Below are 23,795 nucleotides of genomic sequence, written 5' to 3' on the forward strand. Positions count from 1 at the left end.
CGGAGAACCGCGTGGCTACACTCAAGGATGTCGCGGCATTGGCCGGCGTGGGCATGTCGACCGCATCGCGGGCAATTTCCGGCAAAGGACCGATTTCGGCCGATGCCGCAGCCCGCGTCAAAGCGGCGATCGAAGCATTGAATTTCCGTCCGTCGTCGATCGGGCGAGCCATGGCGACGCAGTCGCTCGGCATGGTCGGTCTGTTCGTGCCGACCTTCTTCGGCTCGTACTACGGCACCATTCTGAAACAGACCGATACCGAATTGCGCGCGGTGCGCCGGCACGTCGTGGTGGCGACCGGCAGTGGCGAACTCTCGCCGCGCGAGCAGGCGATCGACGCCGTGCGTTATCTGATCGGCCGCGATTGCGACGGCGTGGTAGTGATCAGCCACGATCTGCTCGACGAAGACCTGATCATGCTGCACGCCATGCATCCGAAAATGGTGTTCCTGAACCGCGCGTTCGACCAGTTGCCCGACGCGTCGTTTTGCGCCGACCATCGGCGCGGCGGCGAGCTCGCGGCGCGCACGCTGCTCGATCATGGGCATCGCGACATCGCGGTGATTTCGGGGCCGTTCACCTCGTCGGATAACCGCATGCGGCTCGAAGGTTTCTTCGCGGCCCTGGCGACTGAAGGCATTGCGCGCGACGACGTCGTGCTGATCGAATCGGACTTCTCGCCGGAAGGCGGCTACGCTGCCACGCAGCACCTGCTCGAACAAAAGCGTCGTTTTACCGGGCTTTTCTGCGCGAACGATACGATGGCGGTGAGCGCGCTGGCGCGTTTTCACCAGGCCGGCATTTCGGTGCCGCACGAGATCTCCGTGATCGGCTACGACGACGATTATTCAGCGGCGTATGCCGCGCCCGGTCTCACCTCGGTGCACATTCCCACCGCCGAACTCACGCAGAACGCCGTGCGTTGGCTCGTCAACCAGTGCTATCGGACCGAGTGGGAGATCTTCCGCGAGTTTCCGGTGAGCGTGACGATGCGCGAATCGGTGGCGCAGGCGCCCGGCGCGACGGTGTCGGCCCGCAAGGCCGCGGGCGTGGAAAGCGCTTAAGTGCCGCTGCGCAGTTCCTGCTCGTAGCGCAGGCGCGCTTCTTCGTCGAGGCGCGTGTCTTCGAGTTCCTGCAGCACCGCGTCCAGATCGATTGGCGTGGTGTCGGCTTCGACGCGGCCGGTCAGTTTGGCCTCCACATGCAGCGCGCCCGCTTCGTAGAGGGCCCAGATTTCCTTGCCGTAGTTCGTCTCGAGCAAGGCCGGCGCGAAGCGGCCGAAATACGTCGCGAGATTGTTGACGTCGCGCTCGAGCATGGCCGGCGCTTCGAGATTGCCCGCGGCGTCCACGGCTTGCGGCAGGTCGATGATCACCGGGCCGTCGGCCGCCAGCAGGATGTTGTATTCGGACAGATCGCCGTGGATCATGCCGGCGCACAGCATGCGCACCACTTCATTGACGAGCCGCGCGTGCAATTCGAGCGCGCGCTCCTCGCTCATCTCGACATCGTTCAGACGCGGCGCGACGTTGCCGTCGGCGTCGGTGACGAGTTCCATCAGCAGGACGCCGTCGGTGCAGATGAACGGCTGCGGCACGCGCACGCCGGCGTTGGCGAGCTGGAACAGCGCGTCGACCTCGGCGTTCTGCCAGGCTTGCTCCTGGACTTCGCGGCCGTAGCGGCTGCCTTTTTCCATGGCGCGTTGCTGACGGCTGTTCTTGACCTTGCGGCCTTCGCGATACGACGCGGCCTGGCGGAAGCTGCGCTGCTTGGCGTCCTTATAGACCTTGGCGCAGCGCGTGGCATCGCCGCTACGCACCACGTAGACGGTGGCTTCCTTGCCGCTCATCAGCTGGGAGATAACTTCGTCGATCAGGCCTTCTTCGACCAGCGGGAGCAGGCGTTTGGGCGTCTTCATGCGGCCACCGGAGCGTGATGGGCGGCGCGGCGGCCATGTGGGGCCGGGTGCGAGGCGGGGAGGTGCGGGATTCGGGTCATGCGGGATTATAAGGGTTAGGCGGGCGTTGGCCGGAGTGCGAGGGTGACGAGCCCGGGTTTGGCTTTAAAAATCACGTGATGCTCGTTGCGTCCGGCGTCATCGAGAGGTGTAGGACGTTCGCCTGACGGCCGACCGTAAATTTATTGTAAATGTCTGCAACAATCATTTGCGGTTTTGGCGCCTCCAATTATTGGGCCGAGCGCTTAAACTCCGCAGCAATTAATGCGTTGCGGGGTGTGTGATGTTGGCGGTGTTCGCTGTTGCCTGTCCGATCTGTATCGTCGCGTTGTTCGGTTTCGCGCGGCATGTCGATCCGCTGACGGGGCATATCAAACGTTGAGGCGAAGGTTGAGGCGGAACGTGGCGGGTGTCGTTCTCGAGCCGGTCTCGCTGCAGCGCTTGCCTTCGAGTGCCGAGTCACGGCACGATGCGCGATAACCTAAGTTTGGGGCAGCATCGCGTATGGCAGATTTTCTGGGCAGGATCACGGCACGCATCGGCATGCTGAAGGGTGTGCTTCCGTTGAGCCGCGCCGGGGCAGCGCGCGATGCGCTGGCGGGCGTCCAGCTGGCGTCGATGGATATTCCGCAAGTGCTCGGCTACGCGCGTATTGCCGGCATGCCTGCCGTGACAGGGCTTTACACCGTTTTTCTGCCGCTTGTCGCGTTCGCGCTGTTCGGCGCATCGCGGCATCTGATCGTAGCCGCCGACTCGGCCACCGCCACCATCTTCGCGAGCCGGCTCTCCACCATGGCGCCGGCTTCGAGCGCCGAATACGCCGCGCTTGCCGGCATGGTCGCGCTCCTGACCGCCGCGCTGCTGCTCATTGCGCGCATTTTCAAATTGGGTTTTCTCGCCGACTTCCTGTCGCGCACGGTGCTGGTCGGCTTTCTCGCCGGGGTCGGCGTGCAAGTGGGAATCGCCATGCTCGGCGATATGACCGGCGTGCCGGGGCATGCCGCGAGCAGCGTCGCCCAGCTTGCGCTGGTGGTGCGCGAGTTGGCCCAGATCAATCTGCCCACGCTCGGCATTTCATTGCTGGTGGTGACTTCCATTCTGCTATGCAAGCGCTTCGCACCGCGTGCGCCGGTGCCGCTGGTCGCCGTCGTGGCGGGGATTGCCGCGAGCGACATCTACGGTTTTGCAGCACACGGTATCGCCGTGCTCGGTCCGGTCGCGGGGGGCTTGCCGCCGCTGCGCATGCCGTCGGTGACGTGGCAACAACTGCTCGACCTGCTGCCGGTGGCGGCCTCCTGCTTCGTGATGATCGTCGCGCAGAGCGCTGCGGCGAGCCGCGTCTTCGCCGAGAAATACCACGAGTCCGTCGATACCAACGCCGACTTGCTCGGCATCGCGGTGGCCAACGCGGCGGCGGCGTTCTCGGGCGCCTTCGTGGTCAACGGCAGTCCGACGCAAACGGCCATGGCCGATCGCGCCGGCACTCGCAGCCAGTTCGCGCAATTGATCTTCGCGGTGGTGGTGGTCGTGGTACTGCTGTTTTTTAGCCGCTTTCTGCAATACCTGCCGCACTGCATTCTTGCCGGCATCGTGTTTACGATTGCGATCGGGCTGATCAATCTGCAGACGCTGTTTGCGATTCGCCGCGAAAGTCCCGGCGAATTCACGCTGGCCGTGTTCACGGCCGCAGCCGTAGTGCTGATCGGTGTCGAGCACGGCATTCTGGTGGCCGTCGCCTTGTCGTTGCTGCGCCATGTGCGGCACAGCTACCGTCCGCATACGATGATTCTTGCCCCCGGTGAAGACGGCGTGTGGGTGCCGGTACCGGCCGCGCCGGGCATTCAGACTGCGCCGGGTTTGATGGTGTATCGCTTTGGCGCCGACCTGTTTTACGCAAACGACCACTTTTTTGTCGACGATATTCGCCGCCTGGTCGATCGTGCGCCGAGCCCGGTGCGTTGGTTCGTGGTCGATGCCAGCGCGATCACCGATCTCGACTATTCGGCCGCGCGCTCGGTGGGCGAGTTGTGCGAGACGCTCAAGCGTGAGGGCATCGAAGTGATCTTCGCGCGCGTGAACCGCTATTTACGCTCGGATATGGACCGGCACGGCATCACCGCGATTGTCGAGGAACGCTGCATTTTCAGCACCCTGCACGAGGCGCTGACCACCGCAGGCGTGGAGAAGCCCGATCAGCACGTGAAAGCGGCAACCTGAAGCTTTCTAACGTTCGCGGCACGCGGGACGATTAGTGATGCGCGGGGTCGTCGGCGAAAAAATGGCCGATGAAAAAACAGCCGCCCGCGAATGCAATGCCCAGCACGGCCACTGTCCAGGCGAGCGCGGTGCCGTGCCAGAGTCCGTCGAACCATTGATGAAGCTGCGCCATCAGCACGGCCGCATTGCCGCCGATGCGCTGCAGTTCGATCTGATAACGCGGATCGGCAATGCTGTAGGTGGACACGGCGCTGTCTGGCGGCGGCGTGAGCGCATAGATGATAGCTGCCGCGACCAGACTCACGAGCAGGCCTGCTGCGCCAGTCAGATAAAGCCGTTTTTGGAAGGGTGTGTACTTTGCTGCCTGGTTCGGGTCATGGCTGCCGCTCATCTTTGCTTATCCGCTTCACTCGTCATGGCGACAGTATCGCAGAGGCGTGGCGCGGTTCGAGGCGTGCTCAGTTTTTCGACGTCAGCATCTTGAGCCCGGCGATCCCGAACATGATCGCGAGCGAGCCGTCGAGCCAACGCCGGATCGCCACGTAGATGCGCCGTGCGGAATCGGTCGAAAACAGCACGGCATAACTGCTGAACACCGACACACCGATGCACATGCAACCGAGCACCACGGGCGCGGTGTGCGACATGCCGCCGGCGGGCGAGATGGCCAGCGAAACAATCGATAGCCACACTAGAATCGCCTTCGGATTGGTGAGATGCAGCAGCAGGCCGCGCAGATAAAGACGTTTGAGCGGCTCATCCGCGCGCGTCGTGCCGGTGGGCAGCGAGGCGGAGCGCAGCGCCGAACGCGCTGACCTGAAGCTGAGCCATAGCAGATAGAGTCCGCCGGCAATCTTGATCGCCACCAGACATTGCGAGTAAGTGGCGAGCACCGCCGACAATCCGAGCGACGCGAGCAGCGCCCAGAAGAACGAGCCTGACACGACGCCGAGCGCGAAGGTCAGCGCGGCGCGACGCCCCGCGCTCATCGCGAGCGACATGATCGCGAGGTTGCTCGGTCCCGGACTCGCCGTGCCGACGAAGTAGGCGCTATAGGCGATCAGGACATCGGCGGTGAGGAAGGAGGCGGCGGTCATGGGCAAGCTCGGCGGCAGAGTGGCGAACGGCGTGGTTCGCCGCGGTGTGCTTCGATGGACGTCGAGGCACGGGCACTGATTTTGCGCGTCGCCGGAAAAATCTCACAGATACAGTTGTTGCTCACTGTGACAGCACAATCGCGCCGATGCCCGACGCCCGATGCCGATCGTACAAACGCCGCTTAAACGCCCGCCGCCGCGCCGATGCAATCGGCCAAGGCTTGCGCCACCGCTTGCCGGCTATGTCGTGGACGCTGCACGAGTCCGATCTCACGGTGAAACGTCACGTCGCCCAGATCGAGCGCGCTGACGCCAGCGGGCCACTTCCCAAGCCCCGCCGTATTCGGAATCAACGCCACGCCGATACCGCGCGCGACGAGTTGCACGATGCCCTGCAACTCATCGAGTTCGATCACGTCGTGCACGTTCAGTCGCGAACGCCGCAGGAATCGGTCGACCAGTCTGCCGCCGAACGAAGTCCGGTCGTAGCGGATGAACGGCTCGCTCCTGAGCAGTTCACGCCATGAACGGCCGCCGCGCGCGAGCGCCTTCGGCGCGAGCAGCACGAACGCCTCCGTGACGAGCGTGCGCCATTCGAGTTCCGAGGGCAGCGCAAAGGGCGGCTTGATGATCACGGCGAGATCGAGCTCGCCTGAATCGACTTGCCCCAGCAAGCCCAGCGACACGCCCGGCACGACCCGAATCCGCCAGCCGGGACGGTCGTCGCGAAAGTGCGCGAGCGCGTCGGCAAGAAACGAGACTTGCGCGGACGCGATCGAGCCCATCCGCAGCATGCCGCTTTCGGCTCCGACGGCCCCGCGTTCGGAGAGCCGCGCGTAGAGCGTCATCATCTCTTCTGCAAGCGCGAGTGTTTCGCGACCTGCGTCGTTCAACGTGGCCGAGCGGCCGGTGCGGTCGAACAGTGCAAAGCCGAGTTCTTCTTCGAGCCGCTGCATTTGCGCGCTCACGGCGGATTGCGTCAGGCCGATGCGCGCGCCCGCGCCGGAAAACGTGCCGTACTGGCTGACGGCAATGAAAGTCTTGAGTTCGCTCAGCATCGTCGATTGATCGAAATTGGTGTTGGTCAGGTCAAATATATATCGTTTTTAACCAATTTTAGTCATGGTTAAACTGACGCTCTCCGGTGTGGCCCGGCATTCACGCCGGATTCACGGTTAAACCCACCGCAGTTGAAACCCCCCTAATCAAACAGCGAGCTTTTCCATCATGAGCGCTACCGACACTGTCCTGCCGCCGTTTCATCTGGCCTTTCCCGTTCACAGCATTGCCGCCGCCCGCGAGTTCTACGGCGAACTGCTGGGCTGCCCGGAAGGGCGCAGCTCGGAGGCGTGGGTCGATTTCAATTTTTACGGCCATCAGATCGTCGCTCACCTGGCACCGGAAGAAACCGGTCATCGTCAGACCAGCAAGGTAGATGGCGACGCCGTACCGGTTCGTCACTTCGGCGCGGTGTTGTCGATGGAGCAATGGCAAGCAGCCGCGGACAAGCTGCAGAAAGCGGGTATCGACTTCATCATCGAACCGCACGTGCGCTTCAAGGGCGAGGTCGGCGAGCAGGCGACCATGTTCTTTCTCGATCCGTCGGGCAATGCGCTGGAGTTCAAGGCGTTCGCCGATATGTCCTCGTTGTTCGCCAAATAAGACGCGCCAAGCCGATCCGCGGCGCAAATGAAAAGCCGGTCGCCCAACGGGTCGACCGGCTTTTTTATTACCGCGCGTTAAGTATTTGCTTTGCGCAATTTAATCCACGAGCATGGATCACGTCCCCGCCTCGACCAATGCGCGCCAGCATGGTGCCAACGGCGCGCATCTTCGGGCATCAAACGTTTGCACATCGGGTGGTCATGTCGCGCTCGAAACAGCCTGTACGCTTACATTAGCCTTCCTGACAATTCCGCCATTTTGGCGCCATGCAGGTGTTGGTGCCACCGATCTAGCATAAGCGCTAATTTTTCCATCCCTACCAGCATCTTCTCGGGCGCGTTTCATGTGGATTGTTAACGTTGCGCTTAAGCGGCCATACACGTTCATCGTGATGGCCATTCTGATCTTGCTGGCGACGCCGTTCGTGCTGTTGACCACGCCGGTCGACGTGTTGCCGGAAATCAATATTCCGGTGGTCAGCATCATCTGGAATTACACAGGCTTGTCGGCCGAAGACATGGCCAACCGCATCACGTCGGTCAACGAGCGCAGCCTGACCACCACGGTCAACGACATCGAACACATCGAGTCGCAGTCGCTCGCGGGCATCGCGATCCTGAAGATCTTCCTGCAACCCAGCGCGAACATCCAGACCGCGATCGCGCAGACGGTGGCGGTCGAACAGGCGCAGCTCAAGCAGATGCCGCCGGGCGCCACACCGCCGCTCGTGATCAGCTACTCGGCTTCGAGCATTCCGGTGATCCAGCTTGGCCTGTCGAGCCCGAAACTCTCCGAGCAGGCGCTCAACGACACGGCGCTGAACTTCCTGCGCCCGCAGCTCGTGACGATTCCCGGCGCCGCCGTGCCGTATCCCTACGGCGGCAAATCGCGTTTGATTTCGGTCGACCTCGATACACGCGCCTTGCTCGCCAAAGGCCTGACACCGTCCGACGTGGTCAACGCCTTCAACGCGCAAAACCTGATTCTGCCGACCGGCACGGCCAAGATCGGTCCGAAGGAATACACGATCAACATGAACGGCTCGCCCGCCACGGTGGAGGGCCTCAACGACATTCCGGTGCGTACGCTCAACGGTGCGACCACGTATCTGCGAGAGGTGGCGCACGTGCGCGACGGCTTCTCTCCGCAGACGAATATCGTGCGGCAGGACGGTCATCGCGGCGTACTGATATCGATCCTCAAGAACGGCAGTGCTTCCACGCTGTCGATCGTCAATACGCTGCGGGGTATCTTGCCGAATGCGCAATCGGCATTGCCGCCCGACCTCAAGATCACGCCGCTGTTCGATCAGTCCGTGTTCGTCAAGGCGGCGGTGCAGGGCGTGGTGCGTGAGGCGCTGGTGGCCGCCGCGCTGACCGCCGCGATGATTCTGCTGTTTCTCGGCAACTGGCGCAGCACCTGCATCATTGCGATCTCGATTCCGTTGTCGATCCTGTCTTCGCTGATCGCGCTACACGCGCTTGGGCAGACCATCAACATCATGACGCTTGGCGGCCTTGCGCTAGCGGTCGGGATTCTGGTGGACGACGCGACGGTGACGATCGAGAACATCGAACGGCATCTGCATATGGGCACGAATCTGCACGACGCCATTCTGGACGGCGCGGGCGAAATCGCGATTCCCGCGCTGGTGTCCACCTTGTGTATCTGTATCGTGTTCGTGCCGATGTTCTTCCTGACCGGCGTGGCACGTTACCTGTTCGTACCGCTTGCCGAAGCGGTGGTGTTCGCGATGCTCGCGTCCTACATTCTGTCGCGCACGCTGGTGCCGACTCTAGCGATGCTGTTGATGGGCCACGCGCACAAGCCGAAAGAGGGCGCGAAGCCGAATCTGTTCATGCGCCTGTATCGCCGCTTCGATCGCGGCTTCGAGCGGATGCGCGCGGGCTACATTATGATTCTGAGCAGCGTGCTGGTGCGCCGTGGTCTGTTCGGCAGTCTGTTTCTCGGCTTTTGCGTCGTCTCGATGGGCTTGATTTTCGTGCTCGGCGAGGACTTTTTCCCAAGCGTCGATGCGGGCGACATTCGTCTGCACATGCGCGCGCCGACCGGCACCCGTATCGAGGAAACCGCGCGTCTGGCCGACCAGGTGGAAAACGTGATTCGCGAGGTGGTGCCCGAGAAGGAACTCGGCACGATCCTCGACAACCTCGGGCTGCCGTATAGCGGTATCAATCTCTCGTACAGCAACTCGGGCACGATCGGCACGCTCGACGGAGAAATACAGGTCGCCCTGAACGAAGATCACGAGCCTTCGCAAACCTACATGGACAAGCTGCGAGCGGTTTTACCGCAGCGTTTTCCGGGCACCGAGTTCTTTTTCCAGCCGGCCGACATCGTCACGCAGATTCTCAACTTCGGCTTGCCCGCCGCCGTGGACGTGCAGATTTCCGGCGCGAATCAGGAAGGCAATTTCGATGTCGCGCGCAAGCTGCTGAAACAGGTGCGGATGATCCCCGGCACCGTCGATACCCATATCCAGCAAAAACTCGATGAACCGGCCATCAATCTTCAGATGGATCGCACGCGCCTGCAGCAACTCAATCTCAGTGCGAGCAACGTGGCGCAGAACGTGCTCATCTCCTTGTCGGGTAGCTCGCAAACGTCGCCGGGTTTCTGGTTCAACAACAAGAACGGTGTTGAATACAGTGTCGCGGTGCAGACACCGCAGTATCAGATTTCGTCGATCGATGAACTGCTGCGCACGCCGGTGTCGGGGTCGGGCACTGGGCCGACGCAACTGCTCGGCAATCTGGTGCGCGTCTCACCGCAGAACCAGTTCGCGGAAGTCACGCACTACAACATCAAGCCGGTGATCGACCTGTATGTGAGCGTCGAAGGACGCGACCTGGGCAGCGTGGCGGACCAGGTCGACAAGCTGGTGAGTCAGGCACGCGCCTCGCTGCCGCGCGGCAGTCAGATCACCGTGCGCGGTCAGGTGCAGACCATGCGTAGTTCGTTCTTTGGCCTGGGCGTCGGCGTGGCGATGGCGATCGTGCTGGTGTATCTGCTGATCGTGGTGAATTTCCAGTCGTGGGTGGATCCGCTGATCATCGTTAGCGCGTTGCCGGCGGCGCTGGCCGGGATTGTCTGGATGCTGTTTCTAACGGGCACGCATCTGAGCGTGCCTGCCCTGACCGGCGCGATCATGACGATGGGCGTGGCGACCGCCAACAGTATCCTGATGGTGTCGTTCGCGCGCCAGCGGCTGTCGGCCGGCGCACCGCCCTTGACCGCCGCGCTCGAAGCCGGTGCAAGCCGGATCAGGCCGGTCCTGATGACGGCCTTCGCGATGATCATCGGCATGATTCCGATGGCGCTCGGTCTCGGCGAAGGCGCTGAACAGAACGCGCCGCTGGGCCGCGCGGTGATCGGCGGCTTGCTGTTCGCGACGGTGTCCACGCTGTTTTTCGTGCCGCTGGTGTTCGCGGGCATTCATAGCCGCCTCGCCCGCCGCCATGGCGGTGACGGCGGCGCCGATGACGCGAACAATCACGGCGACGGCAATCAACATGGCGATGGCCACGACGGCCCCGCGCCGGATCACGGCGGCGCTGGCAAGCCCGCGTAAAAGTTAAATGACGGCTGACTGAAATGACCGAAAAGACCCATGCATCGCTAGCGATTCCCTCGCGAGACACCGAAGGCGGCCACGCCTTGCCGTCGCGCCACCGTGAATGGAAGCGCGCCAAGATCGCCGTCTGGATCGTGCTGGCGCTGCTTGCCATCGGCGCATTACGCACGGTGATCGCGAACGTGCTGCAGAACCGTACCGTCGAGGCGACCACCAGGCAGAACGCCGCCCAGTACGTCAACGTGGTAAGCCCGACGCAGACCGACGGCGGCGGCAATACGCTGTTGCCGGGCACTCTGCGCGGCTACGTCGAGTCGCCGATCTATGCGCGCTCGACCGGCTATCTGCTGCACTGGTATGCGGATATCGGCGCGCGCGTGAAGCAGGGTCAATTGCTCGCCGACCTCGATACACCGGAAGTCGACCAGGAACTGGCGCAGGCCCTGGCACAGCGTCAGCAGACCAGTTCGAGCCTCGGCCTCGCCAAAAGCTCGCTGGAGCGCTGGCAGCAATTGCGTCAACGCGATGCGGTTTCGCAGCAGGAACTCGACGAGCGTCAGAGCACTTATACGCAGGATGTCGCCAATCTCGCCGCCGCCGATGCCAACGTGAAGCGCCTGCAGCAACTCGAATCGTTCAAGCGGATCGTCGCGCCGTTCGCGGGCGTGGTGACGCAGCGCAACGTCGACGTCGGCGACCTGATCGATGCGGGCAGCGGCACGAGTCGCGCGCTGTTCGCACTGGCACAGTCGGACCCCTTGCGTGTCTATGTGCAATTGCCGCAGGCGTATGCGCAGAATGTGTCCGTCAACCAGCAGGTGGTGGTGACACAGGCCGAATTGCCGGGGCAGCAGTTCCACGGCACGATCACGCATATCTCCGGCGCGATCGACGTGGCCACGCGTTCGTTGCAGGTCGAAGTGACGCTGCCCAACCCCGACGACAAGCTGCGGCCCGGCGCGTATGTGCAGGTCGCGGTGCCGGCGGCCCTTCACGCAAAATTGATGGTGCCGGGCAATGCGCTGCTGTTTCGCGCGGAAGGTCCGCGGATTGCCGTGGTCGATGCACAAGGCAACGTGCAGTTGCACAAGGTCGTGATCGCGCAGGACCTGGGGCAGTCGCTGGAAATCGAAAGTGGGATCGCGGCAAACGACAAGGTGATCATCAACCCGAGCGATTCGATTGCGGACGGCGATCACGTGCAGATCGCGCAGCCGCAGAAGAACGCCAAGGGGGCGTCGTGAAGTTGACGCGGTCCCGTCGGACTCTTACCACCGTTGCCGCGACGACGGGCGCGGCCTTGCTGGCCGCCTGTACCGTCGGCCCCGATTATCATCGGCCCGAAGCAGAAGCACCGCCCGCCTGGCAAACCGACTCGTACTGGCGGGTCGCCGAACCCTCGCATGCGCCGATGTCGCCCGACTGGTGGGGCACCTTCGGCGATCCGACGCTGGCCACGCTGGAAAGCCAGGCGCTGGCGCAGAATCAGACGCTGGCCGCAGCCAGCGCGCACTATGCGCAAGCCCAGGCGACGCTTGCGAACAACCGCGCGCAGCAGATTCCCGAAGTCGACCTCGCAGCGCAAGGATCGCGCTTCAGGATTTCGCAGAGCCGCCCGCAGACGAATTACGGCACACCGACTGTGTCGACCGTGCAGAACAACGTGCAACTCGGCCCGACGATCAGCTATGACACCGATCTATTCGGCCGGATACGCCGCGAAGTGGAAGGCGCGGCGGCCTCCGCGCAGCAGTCGGCAGACGACCTCGCCAACGCGCGCCTCGTGCTGACCACCGACCTCGCCACCGACTATTTTTCACTGCGCGAGTTCGACGCCGAGATCAACGTGCTGAACGAATCGGTGAAACTGCAGCAGAAGGCGCTCGATTACGTTACCTCCGAACACGATCTCGGCTCGGTATCGGGCCTCGACGTGTTGCAGCAGAAGTCGCTGCTCGACTCGACCAGGGTGCAGGCGCAACTCTTACTGAATCAGCGCGCGCAGTTCGAACACGCGATTGCCGCGCTGGTCGGCGTGCCCGCGCCCCAGTTCGCAATCGAGCCCAAGGTGCTCGACACACAGGTACCGGCGATCCCGCTCGGCGTGCCGAGCGACGTGCTGCAACGCCGCCCCGACGTGGCCTCGGCCGAGCGGGCGATGGCGGCGGCGAACGCGCAGATCGGCGTGGCCAAAGCGGCGTTCTTTCCAAGCCTGACGCTTGCGCCGAGCATCGGCTGGGAAGCCACGCAATTCGCCGGTCTGCTGAGCGCGCCCACCTTGATGTGGACGCTCGGCGCGGCAGTGGGGCAGGTGCTGTTCGACGGCGGCCGCCGCGAGGCCAACGTGAAGTACGCGAGCGCGGGCTACCAGGCCACCGAGGCGAATTATCGCCAGACCGTGCTCACCGCATTCCAGCAGGTACAGGACGGCATCACCGGGCTGTCGGTGCTGGACGGCGCGGCGAAACAGTCGCATGAGGCGGTGTCCGATTCGCAGCGGCTTCTCTCGCTCGCGAACGACCGCTATTCGGGCGGCCTCGTTGCCTACCTCGATGTGATTACCGCACAGCAGTCGCTACTGACTGCCGAGCGCCAGGACGTGCAGATTCACGGCCAGCAGATGACCTTGTCGGTATCGCTGGTGAAGGCGCTGGGCGGCGGCTGGGACGTCGGCACGGACCTGTCGGACCAGTCGAAACCCGCGCAGACCGACACCACGAAGGAGGCGATGGCGCCCGCCCGGTGAGCCGCCAGATCATGATGCAACCGTCCAGTTACCAGCACGCACAAGGGATGCCAGGCGTTTCGTATAATGCAGACACAAGGGGACGCGCATGAAATTGCTGATCGTTGAAGACGAGCACAAGGTGGTGGACTACCTGCGCTCCGGCTTGACTGAACAGGGTTGGGTCGTCGACGTCGCGCTCGACGGCGAGGAAGGCATGCATCTGGCCACCGAATTCGATTACGACGTGATCGTCCTGGATGTGATGCTGCCCAAACGCGACGGCTTCAGCGTGCTGAAGGCGCTGCGCATGCGCAAGTCCACGCCGGTCATCATGCTGACCGCGCGCGATCACGTGAACGACCGCGTGCGCGGTTTGCGCGAAGGCGCCGACGACTACCTCACCAAACCTTTTTCATTCCTCGAACTGGTCGAGCGCCTGCATGCGCTCGCGCGCCGCACCCGCTCGCAGGAATCCACGCTGATCTCGGTCGGCGACCTGTTCGTCGACCTGATCGGCCGCCGCGCTACCCGCGACGGCGTGCGCCTCGATCTGACCGCGAAGGAATTCCAGCTGCTTAGCGTTCTGGCCCGTCGGCAAGGCGATATTCTCTCGAAGACGGCCATCACCGAACTCGTCTGGGACGTCAATTTCGACAGTCATACCAACGTGGTCGAGACTGCCATCAAACGATTGCGCGCCAAGCTCGACGGCCCGTTCTCCTCGAAGCTGCTGCACACGGTGCGCGGCATGGGTTACGTGCTCGAAGTGCGCGAAGAGGCAGAACAGATATGAACCGCTCGATTGCCCGTCGTCTCGCGTTGATGTTCGCGCTCGTGGCACTGTCCGTGTTCACGCTGGTCGGCACCGGGCTGTTCCTGGTGTTGCGTACCCAGCTCGAACACCATCTGCGCGAGTCGCTCGACGATCGCGCGCAGATTGCGCGCATCATCGTTTATCACGCGGTGACGCCGGAGAAGTGGCGCATGGCGCGCGAAAAGCTCACCGACATGACGCCGCACGACCGCAGTACGCTGTACTCGATCACGAGCAGCGATCCGTCGTTCCATTACGGCCAACCGGTCGACGGGTCCGAGGTGACCAGTTGGTCCGGCGGCTACACGCGCGTGACGCCCGCGGGCGGCGGCCAGGACATGCTGACCGCCACGGTGTCGATCCCGGCTAACGGCGCACGGCCGCCGGTGCAATTGCAGGTGGCCGCGAGCTATTCCCCCAACATTCGCACCATGCGCGTATTCGGCTCGGCGCTCGCCGCGCTGTCGGCGCTCGGCAGTCTCGCCGTGCTGCTGCTCAGCTATTCGGTGACCCGGCTCGGCCTCGCGCCGCTCACGCGCCTCACGCGCGACGCCTCGGCGGTGAGTCCGAACAACCGCTCGCAGCGATTGAATACGGCCTTCCTGCCGCTCGAACTGAACGATCTGGCCAATTCCTTCAACGGCGCACTGGAGCGTCTCGACGGCGCATATGGGCGGCTCGAATCGTTCAACGCCGACGTCGCGCATGAACTGCGCACGCCGGTGACGATTCTGATCGGCCAGACCGAAGTGGCATTGACGCGTAATCGTTCGGTCGACGATCTGCGCCATACGCTGCAATCGAACCTCGAAGAGTTCGAGCGCATGCGCGCAATCATCAACGACATGCTGTTCCTGGCGCGCGCCGATCAGGGCGAACGGGCGACGGGACTCATCGAGGTATCGCTCGCGGCCGAAGTCGCGCATACCCTGGAGTTTCTGGAGATTCCGCTCGAAGAGGCGCGCGTTCATGCGAACTTGCGCGGCGACGCCATGGCGCGTGTGAACCGCTCGCTATTCGGCCGGGCCTGCACGAATCTGCTGATGAACGCGATCCAGCACTGCGCGCCCGGCGCGGCAATCAGTGTGACGATCGTGCGCGACGAAGATCAGGTGCGCGTGGTCGTGGCCAATCCGGGCGAGCCGATCGAGCCCGGCGTGCTCGAGCATCTGTTCGACCGGTTCTATCGCGCGGAAGTCTCGCGCACGAATAGCCGTGAAAATCATGGGCTGGGTCTGGCCATCGTCAAGGCAATCGCCGAGATGCATCGCGGCTCGGTATCGGCCCACAGTGCGCACGGCGTCAATAGCTTTGCATTTTCGATCGGCGTTTTGCGCGCGGAGAACAGCGCCCCGAGCGCGCGCCAGAATGCCGGAGCATCGACGGCTGAGGCCGGTGCCTATTCGTCGCTGGCGAAGGGCAAGTCGGCCTGAACCGGCAGACGCCGTGGCGGGGTCACCGCGTTGGCCGGCGTCAATGCGCTCACTCGCACACCCAGAAGCCGCAGCTTGCGGTTCAGCTCCACTCGCCGCAAACACTCGGTGGCCGCACGGCGGATTTCGGTGGCGTCGGCCGTCGGGGTGTCCAGCGTCAGATCGCGCGTGACCGTGCGGAAATCGTCGTAGCGCAGTTTGATGCCCACGGTTCGCCCCACATAGCCCTTGCGCACGAGATCTTCCGCGACCCGCACGCACAAGCCCGTGAATGAACTGGACAGTGCCGGCCGGTCATGACGCGGATGCAGATCGCGCTCGAAGGTCGTCTCACGGCTCATCGATTTGGGTTCCGATTCGACCACGACCGGCCGCTCGTCGTAACCCTGCGCAACCTGCGTGAGCCACGCGGAATAGCTGCGCCCGAAGTGATCCTGCAGCAGTCCCGCATCCGCCGCCGCCAGGTCGCCGACCGTGGCGAGGCCGAGTGCCGTCAGTTTCTCGGCCGCCTTCGGGCCGATTCCATTCACCTTGCGCACCGGCAGCGGCCATACGCGCAGCGGCACGTCGGCCGGCGTGAGAATCGTCAGGCCGTCGGGCTTATCGAGTTCGGAGCCGATCTTCGCCAGCAGTTTGTTGGGCGCCACGCAAATGGAGCAGGTGAGGCCGGTGGCCTGATTGACTGCCTCTTTGATGCGCGCGGCGATCTCGCTCGGCTCGCCCGGCAACTCGGTCAGATCGATATAGATTTCGTCGATGCCACGATCTTCGATGCGATCCGTGAAACTCGCGACCGCTGTTTTGAAGAGACGCGAGTAGTGGCGATACGAGTCGAAATCGGTGGGCAACAGAATCGCGTCGGGTGCGAGGACGGCCGCCTTCATCATACCCATTGCCGAGAAGACGCCGAGCGCGCGAGCCTCGTAAGTGGAGGTGGTCACCACGCCGCGACCCGCATAGTCGCGCAGTTTCGCGAAACGGCGACTACCGTCTTCCAGCGTTTGCGGCACGCCGTTGCGGCCGCCGCCGATCACGACGGCCTGACCACGTAGTTCCGGATAGCGCAATAACTCGACGGACGCGTAGAACGCGTCCATGTCGAGGTGCGCGATGCGGCGGCTGGCAGAACTCATGTTGGACAAAAACGAATGACAGGAACGACGACAGCGGTGGATGCGGCACGCGATGCTCTGCCGCCAAACCGTCATAGTACCTTGCCACGCGCGGCGCCATGCACTCCCGAAGCGTTCAGCACCCGGATCGTGTGAGGGCCGGTTTAACAATCCTTAAGGCCTGAATCGGAACGACGCGCTCGCCGGCGGCTTAATTATTCTGAACCTGCCTTCGGCGGGCAACCTCGCGGGGATCGGGCGGATCGCACGTTGCACAGGCCAATACGCTGCGGTACCTGTGCTAAATGGGCGTCGATTAGCGAGCTTTAACAATATTTCAGCGGCTTCGCGGCGCAACGCAGACTAACATTTTGTCGTTGCAACATGGTCCTCATCGCCGTCGTCATCAAATCCATTCTCAGGATGTCCATCATGCGAATTTCCACACTCGCCGCCACTTGCGCCGTTCTCGCACTACTCTCGAACGCCGCCATCGCTCAAAGCACGTCCGACACTGCCGCATCGCAAGCCGCACCAGCCACGAGCAAGGCGGATGCGCGCCAGCACAACCGCCAGTTGTCGAAAGCCGTGCGTCACGCGCTGCATTCGACCAAAGGCCTGACCTCCAGCAACATCGCGGTGCTGGTCAAGGGAGGCACGGTGTCGCTGGTCGGCACCGTACCTGACTCGAAGCAGATCGACGTGGCAGGCGACGTGGCTAAACGCGTTCCGCAAGTGAGCGATGTCGACAATCGTCTGATCGTCGAAGAAGAAGGCGCGCAATAAGCGCCGCCTCTCGCGCTCATTGCCCTCGATCACTTCAAGGAACCCACCATGGAAACAGATGCGATCACGCTCAGGCATCATACGATTCGAGCAAACGGCATCCGGCAACATTATCTGGACGCGGGCAGCGGTCCGGTTGTCGTGCTGCTGCATGGCTTCCCGGAGACCAGCTTTGCGTGGCGATATCAGATTCCCGTGCTGGCGCGCCACTATCGCGTGATTGCGCCGGACCTGCGCGGTTATGGCGAGACCGACAAGCCGGGCTCGGGCTACGACAAGCGCAATATGGCACTGGATATCGTGCGACTGCTGGATGAACTCGGTATCGGCAAGGTCGCGCTAGTTGGGCACGACCGTGGCGCGCGCGTAGCGACGCGCCTGACCAAGGATCATCCGGAACGGGTCGACCGGCTGGTCGTGATGGACAACGTGCCGACGCGCGTGGTGGCGCAGAACATGAATCCGCAGACCGCGCGCGCTTACTGGTTCTTCCTGTTCCATCTGGTTCCGGATCTGCCGGAAACGCTGATCGCGGGCAAGGAAGAGGTGTGGCTGCATCATTTCTTCGCGGACTGGTGCTACAACCCGCACACCATCGAAGGCGCCGATTTCGAAACCTATGTGAAGGCCTACAAGCGGCCGGGCGCGGTGCGCGGCGCGATGTCCGACTATCGGGCGAACTCCGAGGACGTCGCACAGGACCTGGTCGACGCCGACGTCAAGATTGCCTGCCCGACGATGGCGCTGTGGGGCGAGGACTTCTATGCCGTGGGCGGCATGTTCGACATGAAGGCCGTGTGGGAAGGCATGGCCACGCATTTGCGCGCGGAGCCGATTGCCCAGTGCGGACATTTACCGCAAGAAGAGCAGCCCGAGCGCGTCAACGCGTTGCTGGTGGATTTTCTGCGCGGCTGGAACGGAAGCTGATCGTTCCACGCTGAACGGAGGGTCGACGGGGCCACCGGGTCGATGACCGGTGGCCCCGTTGGCTTTTGGCGCTATTAGCGTAGCGAGTTCGCGCCCGTCCCTGGAGATAGTCGAGAAGAAAGATCGTCGAGGTCGTGAATTTCGTGCAGACGTGCTGGGGCAATCGGGGTGGCGTGGCGAGTAAACGCTCCCGCCGCGAAAGCTGCGGTAACCACCCAGCGAAGACTTAGTTGAACCGGTAGCTCACGCCGATCTGTACCACTGGGTAAAGTTTGTAGCGGTCCACCTTGTCGCTGATTTTCCGCTCTTCGTCGTCGATGTTCGATTGGGTCGTAAACATCGAGTAGATCGCCGGGACACTGTAGTTCGTGCGCGGACGGCCATATGCCACGCCGAGATCGAGTGTCAGGCCGAAGCCTTTCGACACTGGCTTGTGACCGAAACCGATACCGAGGTAGGGCATGACGCGCGGCAGTGTGACCGTGGCCGACGGCGCCGTGCTCACGGCCGGCACGAAGTCGTCGCCGATCTTGTAGTTGCCTTGTGCGTTGGGCACGGCGTGGGCCGTCAGTTCGTCGTCGTTGATGAGGGCGCCGGCCGTCACGCGAAAGCTGCTCGAACTGAAGGGAAACAGATCGAGATACAGGCCGCCTTGCAGCAGCTTGAGATGACCGTCGTATTCGTTGTCGTTGACGTTGACCGAATGCGACAAACCGAACCCTTCGAATTCCGCGTGCACGCCGGACCACGTATTGAGCGGCAAGGCTACGCCGGCTCCGGCACCCAAGGTGCCGCCGTGGACATACACCTCCTGCGCCTCTACTGTTGCTGCCATCGTCATCGCCACCACGGCGATCAGAGCCGCATTTTTTACCTGTTTCACCGCACCATCTCCCGACAAGGGTCATTTTCGTGCGCTGACTTTACGGTTTAACCATGCGGTTCAAATGGATGAATAGCGGCCGGAAACACGGGCTCTTCGCGCTCAAGTTCTGGTGCGCGACGAAACCGGAAGTTATGACCTGTAAGTCCTGCCAAACAGGCGATTCAAATCCATCGACCAAGCAGAATAAGCCTGTTTTAAAGGGCTAATCGTTAAATTGCCGGTCGTCGCGTGCTTTGATAATTAGCCATCCGATGACCCGTTCGCCACGCACACGGCGGTCAGAAAAACGAGTCTATTCGTCTGAATAAAGAAGCGTGTGGCGCTTCGTTTCGCGTGTGTCGTCAGAGTGTGTGTGCACGACCGGCTTTCTGAATCTGGAGTAGTTATGTTTGTGTCTCAAACGCCGAAGTCGTTCGGTTTCGTATTGGCTATGGCCGCAACCATGGTGGTGAGCGGCTGTGGCGGTGGTGGTTCGGGTAGTAGCAGCGGTGGTGTCAGCGTGCTGAAGCTGTCATCGGCGGTGCAGAGCGAGCATGTGGCGCGCTATGCAGGCGCCTTCGGTATGTTGTCGGGGCCGGGTGTCGCGGCGATCTATACGTCCGTGGTGCAGTCGTTGGTAAGCGGTGTGACTGCCGCCAGCGCAAATACGACGACGGCCTGCGCGGCAAGCGGCTCGATCGGGATTGCCACGCAAGGCGCGGCTGCGAGCGGGCTGCAAAACGGCGAGACCGCCACGGTCAGCTTCAATCAATGCGTGGGCCAGGTCAAGGCGCCGGGTGTGGCCGACAATGCCGCGATCAGCGGTTCGGTCAGCGTGCAGATGACGAGCGTGCAAGGCCTGGTTGGCAATGCCGCGAGCAGTTGGTCGTACAGCGCTGTCGAAACGGCCAATGCGTTGACGCTCACGTCGACGAACGGCACCACGGTGGTGAACGGCACGGTCAGCTACACGATGAGTTACGACGCGACAACCGGCATTACCACCACGACCGCGAGCGCGCCGAGCGTCACGCTCAACCGGACGCAGACCGCCGGTTCCGGCAGTATCAGCGGCAATATCACGATCACTTCGCTCACTTATTCGCGCGTGCATGGCACCGATCCGGTGACGGACACGCTCGCCACCAGCGGCAATATCAGCGTGAGCGCGGCGGATGCGACGATCGCCTTCAATGTGGCGACGCCGACGCCGGTCACGCTCAGCAACGGTGACGTGCAGACCGGCGTGATCCAGCTGTCGACGAGCGATACGGTCGAGACCATCACGGCCGCGAATGCATCGACCGTCAGTATCACGGTGACATCGAACGGGCAGACGGGAAATTACACGGAAACCGTGGACGATTTCCGTTCGCTGACGGGCGGCTGAACCAAAGCCTGGCCACCTGCCAGCAGAGGGGTGGACGAGGCGGCAAGCCCAGTGGCGATCTGGGCGATCGACCGGTTGCCGCCCCGTCTGAGCGAAACGTGTGGAGCGAAGCGAGTGAAGCGAAGCGCTTATTGCTTGATGCCTTCAGCCTGAATGTGCAGCGTGGTTTGCATCTTGAAGCCGTAGGTCTTGCCGAAGTCGATGCCGAAGTCGTCGCGATTGAACGTCGCGGTCGATTCCGTGCCGCAGACTTCGCGCTTGAGCATCGGATTCACGAAGCACTTGAACGATTCGATCTTCAGGTTGACCGGCTTGGTGATGCCGTGCATCGTCAGCGTGCCGATCACTTCAACGGGCTTGTCGCCGTCGAAGCGGATCTGCGTGCCCTTGTAGGTTGCCGTCGGGTACTTCGTCACGTCGAAGAACTTGTCGGTGACCAGTTCGGCGTCGAGCTTGTCGTTGCCGATATCCACCGAGCTCATGTCGATCGTCACGTCCACCGTGCCGGTTTTCGCCGCGCGATCCAGCACCACGGTGCCGCTGCTCTTCTTGAACTTGCCGCGCCAGATCGACATGCCGCCGAAGTGATCGGTCTCGAAGCTCGGGTAGGTGTGGGTCGGGTCGAGCTGATACGTATCGGCTGCCATGGCGTTGAACGACAAGGCGGCGGCCAGCGCGCCGGCGGCGAGCAGGAATGATTTCTTCAAGATGTTCTCCAGGTTTTCAGAAAGTGTTGCGACGCTTCGTGTGTCGAGTTACTTCTTCGAAGCGACGATGTGAAATTTGATGACGACCTCGTCGGCAACCACCGACGTGTCTTTCCATTCGCCCGTGCCGACGTCGAACTGCGAGCGCTTGATCGGCAACGAGCCGTCGAAGGTTTGCGTGGCGCCCTGGCTCGCGATCGTGACGGGCACGACAACGGTTTGCGACTTGCCCTTGATAGTGAGCTTGCCGGTGATCCTGTACTGGTTGCCGCCGGCCGGCGCGATCGCGCTCGACACGAAGGTGGCTGCCGGATAGGTCGCGCTATCGAACCATTCCTTGCCCTGGGCCTGCCTGTTGTAGTCGTCCGCGCCGAGGTCGTAGCTGCCGGTGTCGATCGACACGTTGGCGCTGCCGGCAGTGGGCCTGGCGGGATCGAAATTCAGTTGCGCGGAAAACTTCCTGAACTTGCCGTCGACCGGCACGTTCATCTGTCTGGTGGTGGCAATGACGCTGCTTTTGCTCGCGTCGACGTCGGCGTGCGCGAGGCCTGCGCCGAGCAACGAGAGGGCGACGAGACCGGCGAGCGTCGCGCGGGAGGCGGAGTGTGCGAGAGTGGATTTCATGGTGGTACGCATCCTATCGAACCCAGGTGCTTTGATTGCACGTTGTTGGGAATTAGATTGCCAACCAGCTGTAGCCAATCGGCGGCTACTTCAGGAACGGGATCATTCGGGCAAGGAGTCCGTCGCGGTCGACGAACTGGTGTTTGAGCGCCGCCAGTACATGCATGGCGACCAGCACGAGCAAGGTGTAATTGAGCAGCACGTGCACGGTGCGCAAGCTGGCCTTGAGCGCCTGATCCGGGCCGATGAAGGTCGGCAGCGGCACGATGCCCAGATACACCACCTGAATGCCGGCAGCGGAGCTGTAGAAGTAGCCGGACAGCGGAATGGCCAGCATCAGCACGTACAGCACGCCATGCACGAGATGGGCGGCGGCCTTTTGCCATGTGGGCGTCGCGCTATCGAGTGCGGGTGCACGGTGCGTCGCGCGCCACAGCACGCGGACCACGGCGAGCGCGAAAACCGTCACGCCGATCCACTTGTGCCACGAGAAATACTTCAGCTTGGTGGGCGTGAAGCCGGGAATGTCGGTCATGGTCCAGCCGAGATAGAAGCCGCAGAGAATCAACAGGGCAATCAGCCAGTGCAGCGCAATCGCGCCGCCGTGGTATCGCTGCGGATCGGAAGGACGGGAATTCATTCGTTCGGGCTCGTGGGTCATGAAGGTGTCGCAGGTGAATGCGGATAGTAGGGATGCCAATGAAAACTGAATAGGCGGGTGGAGAGGAACAGATTGTTGTCGCCGTGAAGGTAATCCGGCCACGATAGAAGCGACAGGACGGCGGGAATGGTGAGATCGGGGCGGCACTGTGTTAATTTGCCGGCTAGACCAATACGGGGAACTCAATCGATGAACAGCACGGACAGGAACGGCATTGCCCTGGGCGCGGATTTTCTCCGCCACGAGACGGCGACAGCCGCGAGCGACACGGAAGGCTATATGGAGCACGACGCCGCCGTTTATCGCACCCTGCTCGAATCGACCCGGGCCATCCCGTGGAAGATCGATTGGGCGACCATGGAGTTCGCCTACATCGGTCCGCAGATCGAAACCCTGCTGGGATGGGCACCCTCAAGCTGGAAGACCGTGCAGGACTGGGCCGCGCGCATGCATCCTGAAGACCGCGACAAGGTGGTCAATTTCTGCGTCGCTCAATCGCAGGCGGGCACCGACCACGAAGCGGACTATCGCGCGTTGACGAGCGCGGGCGAATACGTCTGGTTGCGCGATGTGGTGCACGTCGTGCGCAACGAAGCGGGCGAGGTGCACGCACTGGTCGGTTTCATGTTCGATATCAGCGAGCGCAAGAAAACCGAAGAGCGGCTGGCCGCGTTGCAGCGCGAACTCGAAGCGCTCTCGTTCAAAGATGGCCTCACCGGCGTCGGCAACCGCCGCGAATTCGACGCGGTGCTGCAGCGCGAATGGAGCGCAGCCCAGCGTCACGGCGCGCCGCTCTCGCTGGCGATGGTCGATATCGATTTCTTCAAGTCCTACAACGATTACTACGGACACGTGCAGGGCGATGCTTGCCTCAAGCGCGTCGCGGGCGTGCTCAACGACGCGGTGCGGCCAGGCGACTTCGTCGGCCGGTTCGGCGGGGAAGAGTTCGTGCTGATCCTGCCCAATACCGGCGCGGAGGCGGCCCGGCAGGTTGTCGAGCGATGCCGCAGCCAACTGTGCGCCGAAGAACTCGCGCACGAGCGCTCGCCGTTCCGGCAGACCGTCACGGCGAGTTTCGGTGTGGGAACCGTCATTCCGGCGCAGTCCGACGACCCCGTCGCTTTCGTCAATCTCGTGGATACGCAGTTATATCTGGCGAAAGACAACGGGCGCGACTGCATTGCCGCAGTCAACCGGACGGCTTGAACCGCCCCCTG

Annotated in this window: 21 protein-coding genes; 12 read left to right on the forward strand and 9 right to left on the reverse strand. The window is 62.6% G+C overall.

The features are described 5' to 3' along the window. Nucleotides 1-11 precede the first annotated feature (11 nt). Complete coding sequence (locus FQ705_RS31795; protein WP_144148630.1) at nt 12-1,064, forward strand: substrate-binding domain-containing protein; 1,053 nt, start codon at nt 12-14, stop codon at nt 1,062-1,064. Here the strand turns inward: FQ705_RS31795 and FQ705_RS31800 are convergent. Further along, entirely contained in the window at nt 1,061-1,918 is an 858-nt protein-coding gene (locus FQ705_RS31800; protein ID WP_144148632.1) for a PA4780 family RIO1-like protein kinase, read from the reverse strand. The two genes, FQ705_RS31795 and FQ705_RS31800, sit on opposite strands and share 4 nt — an antisense overlap. 543 nt (nt 1,919-2,461) lie before the next feature. Here FQ705_RS31800 and FQ705_RS31805 point away from each other — a divergent pair. Next, the gene (locus FQ705_RS31805; protein ID WP_144148634.1) at nt 2,462-4,174 is read left to right on the forward strand and encodes a SulP family inorganic anion transporter; all 1,713 of its coding nucleotides are present in this window, start codon (nt 2,462-2,464) and stop codon (nt 4,172-4,174) included. Nucleotides 4,175-4,205: 31 nt separating this feature from the next. On the opposite strand, the gene FQ705_RS31810 is transcribed toward FQ705_RS31805, so the two are convergent. The 3 genes from FQ705_RS31810 to FQ705_RS31820 all read right to left on the reverse strand — a co-directional run bounded on the left by FQ705_RS31810 (nt 4,206) and on the right by FQ705_RS31820 (nt 6,329). Next, nucleotides 4,206-4,565, reverse strand: coding sequence for a hypothetical protein (locus FQ705_RS31810; protein ID WP_144148636.1), 360 nt, complete (start codon nt 4,563-4,565; stop codon nt 4,206-4,208). Between the two features lie 67 nt (nt 4,566-4,632). Beyond that, on the reverse strand, nt 4,633-5,271 hold the full coding sequence (locus FQ705_RS31815) for a LysE family translocator (protein ID WP_144148638.1): 639 nt from the start codon (nt 5,269-5,271) through the stop codon (nt 4,633-4,635). A gap of 182 nt (nt 5,272-5,453) precedes the next feature. Next, entirely contained in the window at nt 5,454-6,329 is an 876-nt protein-coding gene (locus FQ705_RS31820; protein WP_144148640.1) for a LysR family transcriptional regulator, read from the reverse strand. 169 nt (nt 6,330-6,498) lie between these two features. Here FQ705_RS31820 and FQ705_RS31825 point away from each other — a divergent pair, with 169 nt between their 5' ends. The 6 genes from FQ705_RS31825 to FQ705_RS31850 all read left to right on the forward strand — a co-directional run bounded on the left by FQ705_RS31825 (nt 6,499) and on the right by FQ705_RS31850 (nt 15,506). Continuing rightward, nucleotides 6,499-6,933 (forward strand): VOC family protein, encoded by a 435-nt coding sequence (locus FQ705_RS31825; protein WP_144148642.1) that lies wholly within the window; start codon nt 6,499-6,501, stop codon nt 6,931-6,933. 346 nt (nt 6,934-7,279) lie between these two features. Further along, entirely contained in the window at nt 7,280-10,528 is a 3,249-nt protein-coding gene (locus FQ705_RS31830) for an efflux RND transporter permease subunit (RefSeq protein WP_144148644.1), read from the forward strand. Between the two features lie 23 nt (nt 10,529-10,551). Then, the gene (locus tag FQ705_RS31835) at nt 10,552-11,775 is read left to right on the forward strand and encodes an efflux RND transporter periplasmic adaptor subunit (RefSeq protein ID WP_144148646.1); all 1,224 of its coding nucleotides are present in this window, start codon (nt 10,552-10,554) and stop codon (nt 11,773-11,775) included. Beyond that, nucleotides 11,772-13,277 carry an efflux transporter outer membrane subunit gene (locus FQ705_RS31840; protein WP_144148648.1) on the forward strand — a complete coding sequence of 502 codons (1,506 nt, stop codon included), beginning with the start codon at nt 11,772-11,774 and terminating at the stop codon, nt 13,275-13,277. Before FQ705_RS31835 ends, FQ705_RS31840 begins: the two co-directional genes overlap by 4 nt. Nucleotides 13,278-13,365: 88 nt before the next feature. Next, complete coding sequence (locus FQ705_RS31845; RefSeq protein ID WP_144148650.1) at nt 13,366-14,052, forward strand: heavy metal response regulator transcription factor; 687 nt, start codon at nt 13,366-13,368, stop codon at nt 14,050-14,052. Beyond that, nucleotides 14,049-15,506 (forward strand): heavy metal sensor histidine kinase, encoded by a 1,458-nt coding sequence (locus FQ705_RS31850; RefSeq protein WP_144148652.1) that lies wholly within the window; start codon nt 14,049-14,051, stop codon nt 15,504-15,506. The genes FQ705_RS31845 and FQ705_RS31850 overlap by 4 nt, the downstream gene beginning before the upstream one ends. On the opposite strand, the gene dinB is transcribed toward FQ705_RS31850, so the two are convergent. Continuing rightward, the gene (gene dinB / locus FQ705_RS31855) at nt 15,473-16,639 is read right to left on the reverse strand and encodes a DNA polymerase IV (RefSeq protein WP_144148654.1); all 1,167 of its coding nucleotides are present in this window, start codon (nt 16,637-16,639) and stop codon (nt 15,473-15,475) included. The two genes, FQ705_RS31850 and dinB, sit on opposite strands and share 34 nt — an antisense overlap. Nucleotides 16,640-17,050: 411 nt before the next feature. On the opposite strand from dinB, the gene FQ705_RS31860 reads away from it, so the two are divergent. Both FQ705_RS31860 and FQ705_RS31865 read left to right on the forward strand, forming a co-directional pair. Then, nucleotides 17,051-17,404 (forward strand): BON domain-containing protein, encoded by a 354-nt coding sequence (locus FQ705_RS31860; protein ID WP_144148657.1) that lies wholly within the window; start codon nt 17,051-17,053, stop codon nt 17,402-17,404. 48 nt (nt 17,405-17,452) lie between these two features. Then, on the forward strand, nt 17,453-18,331 hold the full coding sequence (locus FQ705_RS31865; RefSeq protein ID WP_144148659.1) for an alpha/beta fold hydrolase: 879 nt from the start codon (nt 17,453-17,455) through the stop codon (nt 18,329-18,331). A 226-nt stretch (nt 18,332-18,557) separates the two neighbouring features. Here FQ705_RS31865 and FQ705_RS31870 read toward each other — a convergent pair whose 3' ends face one another. Then, a complete protein-coding gene (locus FQ705_RS31870) occupies nt 18,558-19,172 on the reverse strand; it encodes a hypothetical protein (RefSeq protein ID WP_260854693.1) in 615 nt (204 codons plus the stop codon). 430 nt (nt 19,173-19,602) lie between these two features. On the opposite strand from FQ705_RS31870, the gene FQ705_RS31875 reads away from it, so the two are divergent. Continuing rightward, nucleotides 19,603-20,586 (forward strand): hypothetical protein, encoded by a 984-nt coding sequence (locus FQ705_RS31875; RefSeq protein WP_144148663.1) that lies wholly within the window; start codon nt 19,603-19,605, stop codon nt 20,584-20,586. A 128-nt stretch (nt 20,587-20,714) separates the two neighbouring features. Here the strand turns inward: FQ705_RS31875 and FQ705_RS31880 are convergent, their stop codons facing one another. The 3 genes from FQ705_RS31880 to FQ705_RS31890 form a co-directional block, all read right to left on the reverse strand. Continuing rightward, a complete protein-coding gene (locus FQ705_RS31880) occupies nt 20,715-21,293 on the reverse strand; it encodes a YceI family protein (protein ID WP_144148664.1) in 579 nt (192 codons plus the stop codon). Between the two features lie 48 nt (nt 21,294-21,341). Continuing rightward, nucleotides 21,342-21,917: a YceI family protein gene (locus tag FQ705_RS31885; RefSeq protein ID WP_144148666.1), complete on the reverse strand. Its 576-nt coding sequence runs from the start codon at nt 21,915-21,917 to the stop codon at nt 21,342-21,344. A gap of 85 nt (nt 21,918-22,002) precedes the next feature. Next, on the reverse strand, nt 22,003-22,557 hold the full coding sequence (locus FQ705_RS31890; protein WP_144148668.1) for a cytochrome b: 555 nt from the start codon (nt 22,555-22,557) through the stop codon (nt 22,003-22,005). Between the two features lie 210 nt (nt 22,558-22,767). On the opposite strand from FQ705_RS31890, the gene FQ705_RS31895 reads away from it, so the two are divergent. Next, nucleotides 22,768-23,784 carry a sensor domain-containing diguanylate cyclase gene (locus FQ705_RS31895; protein WP_144148670.1) on the forward strand — a complete coding sequence of 339 codons (1,017 nt, stop codon included), beginning with the start codon at nt 22,768-22,770 and terminating at the stop codon, nt 23,782-23,784. The last annotated feature ends 11 nt before the right edge of the window (nt 23,785-23,795 follow it).

The organism is Paraburkholderia sp. BCC1884, from assembly GCF_900996225.1.
Classification (GTDB): domain Bacteria; phylum Pseudomonadota; class Gammaproteobacteria; order Burkholderiales; family Burkholderiaceae; genus Paraburkholderia.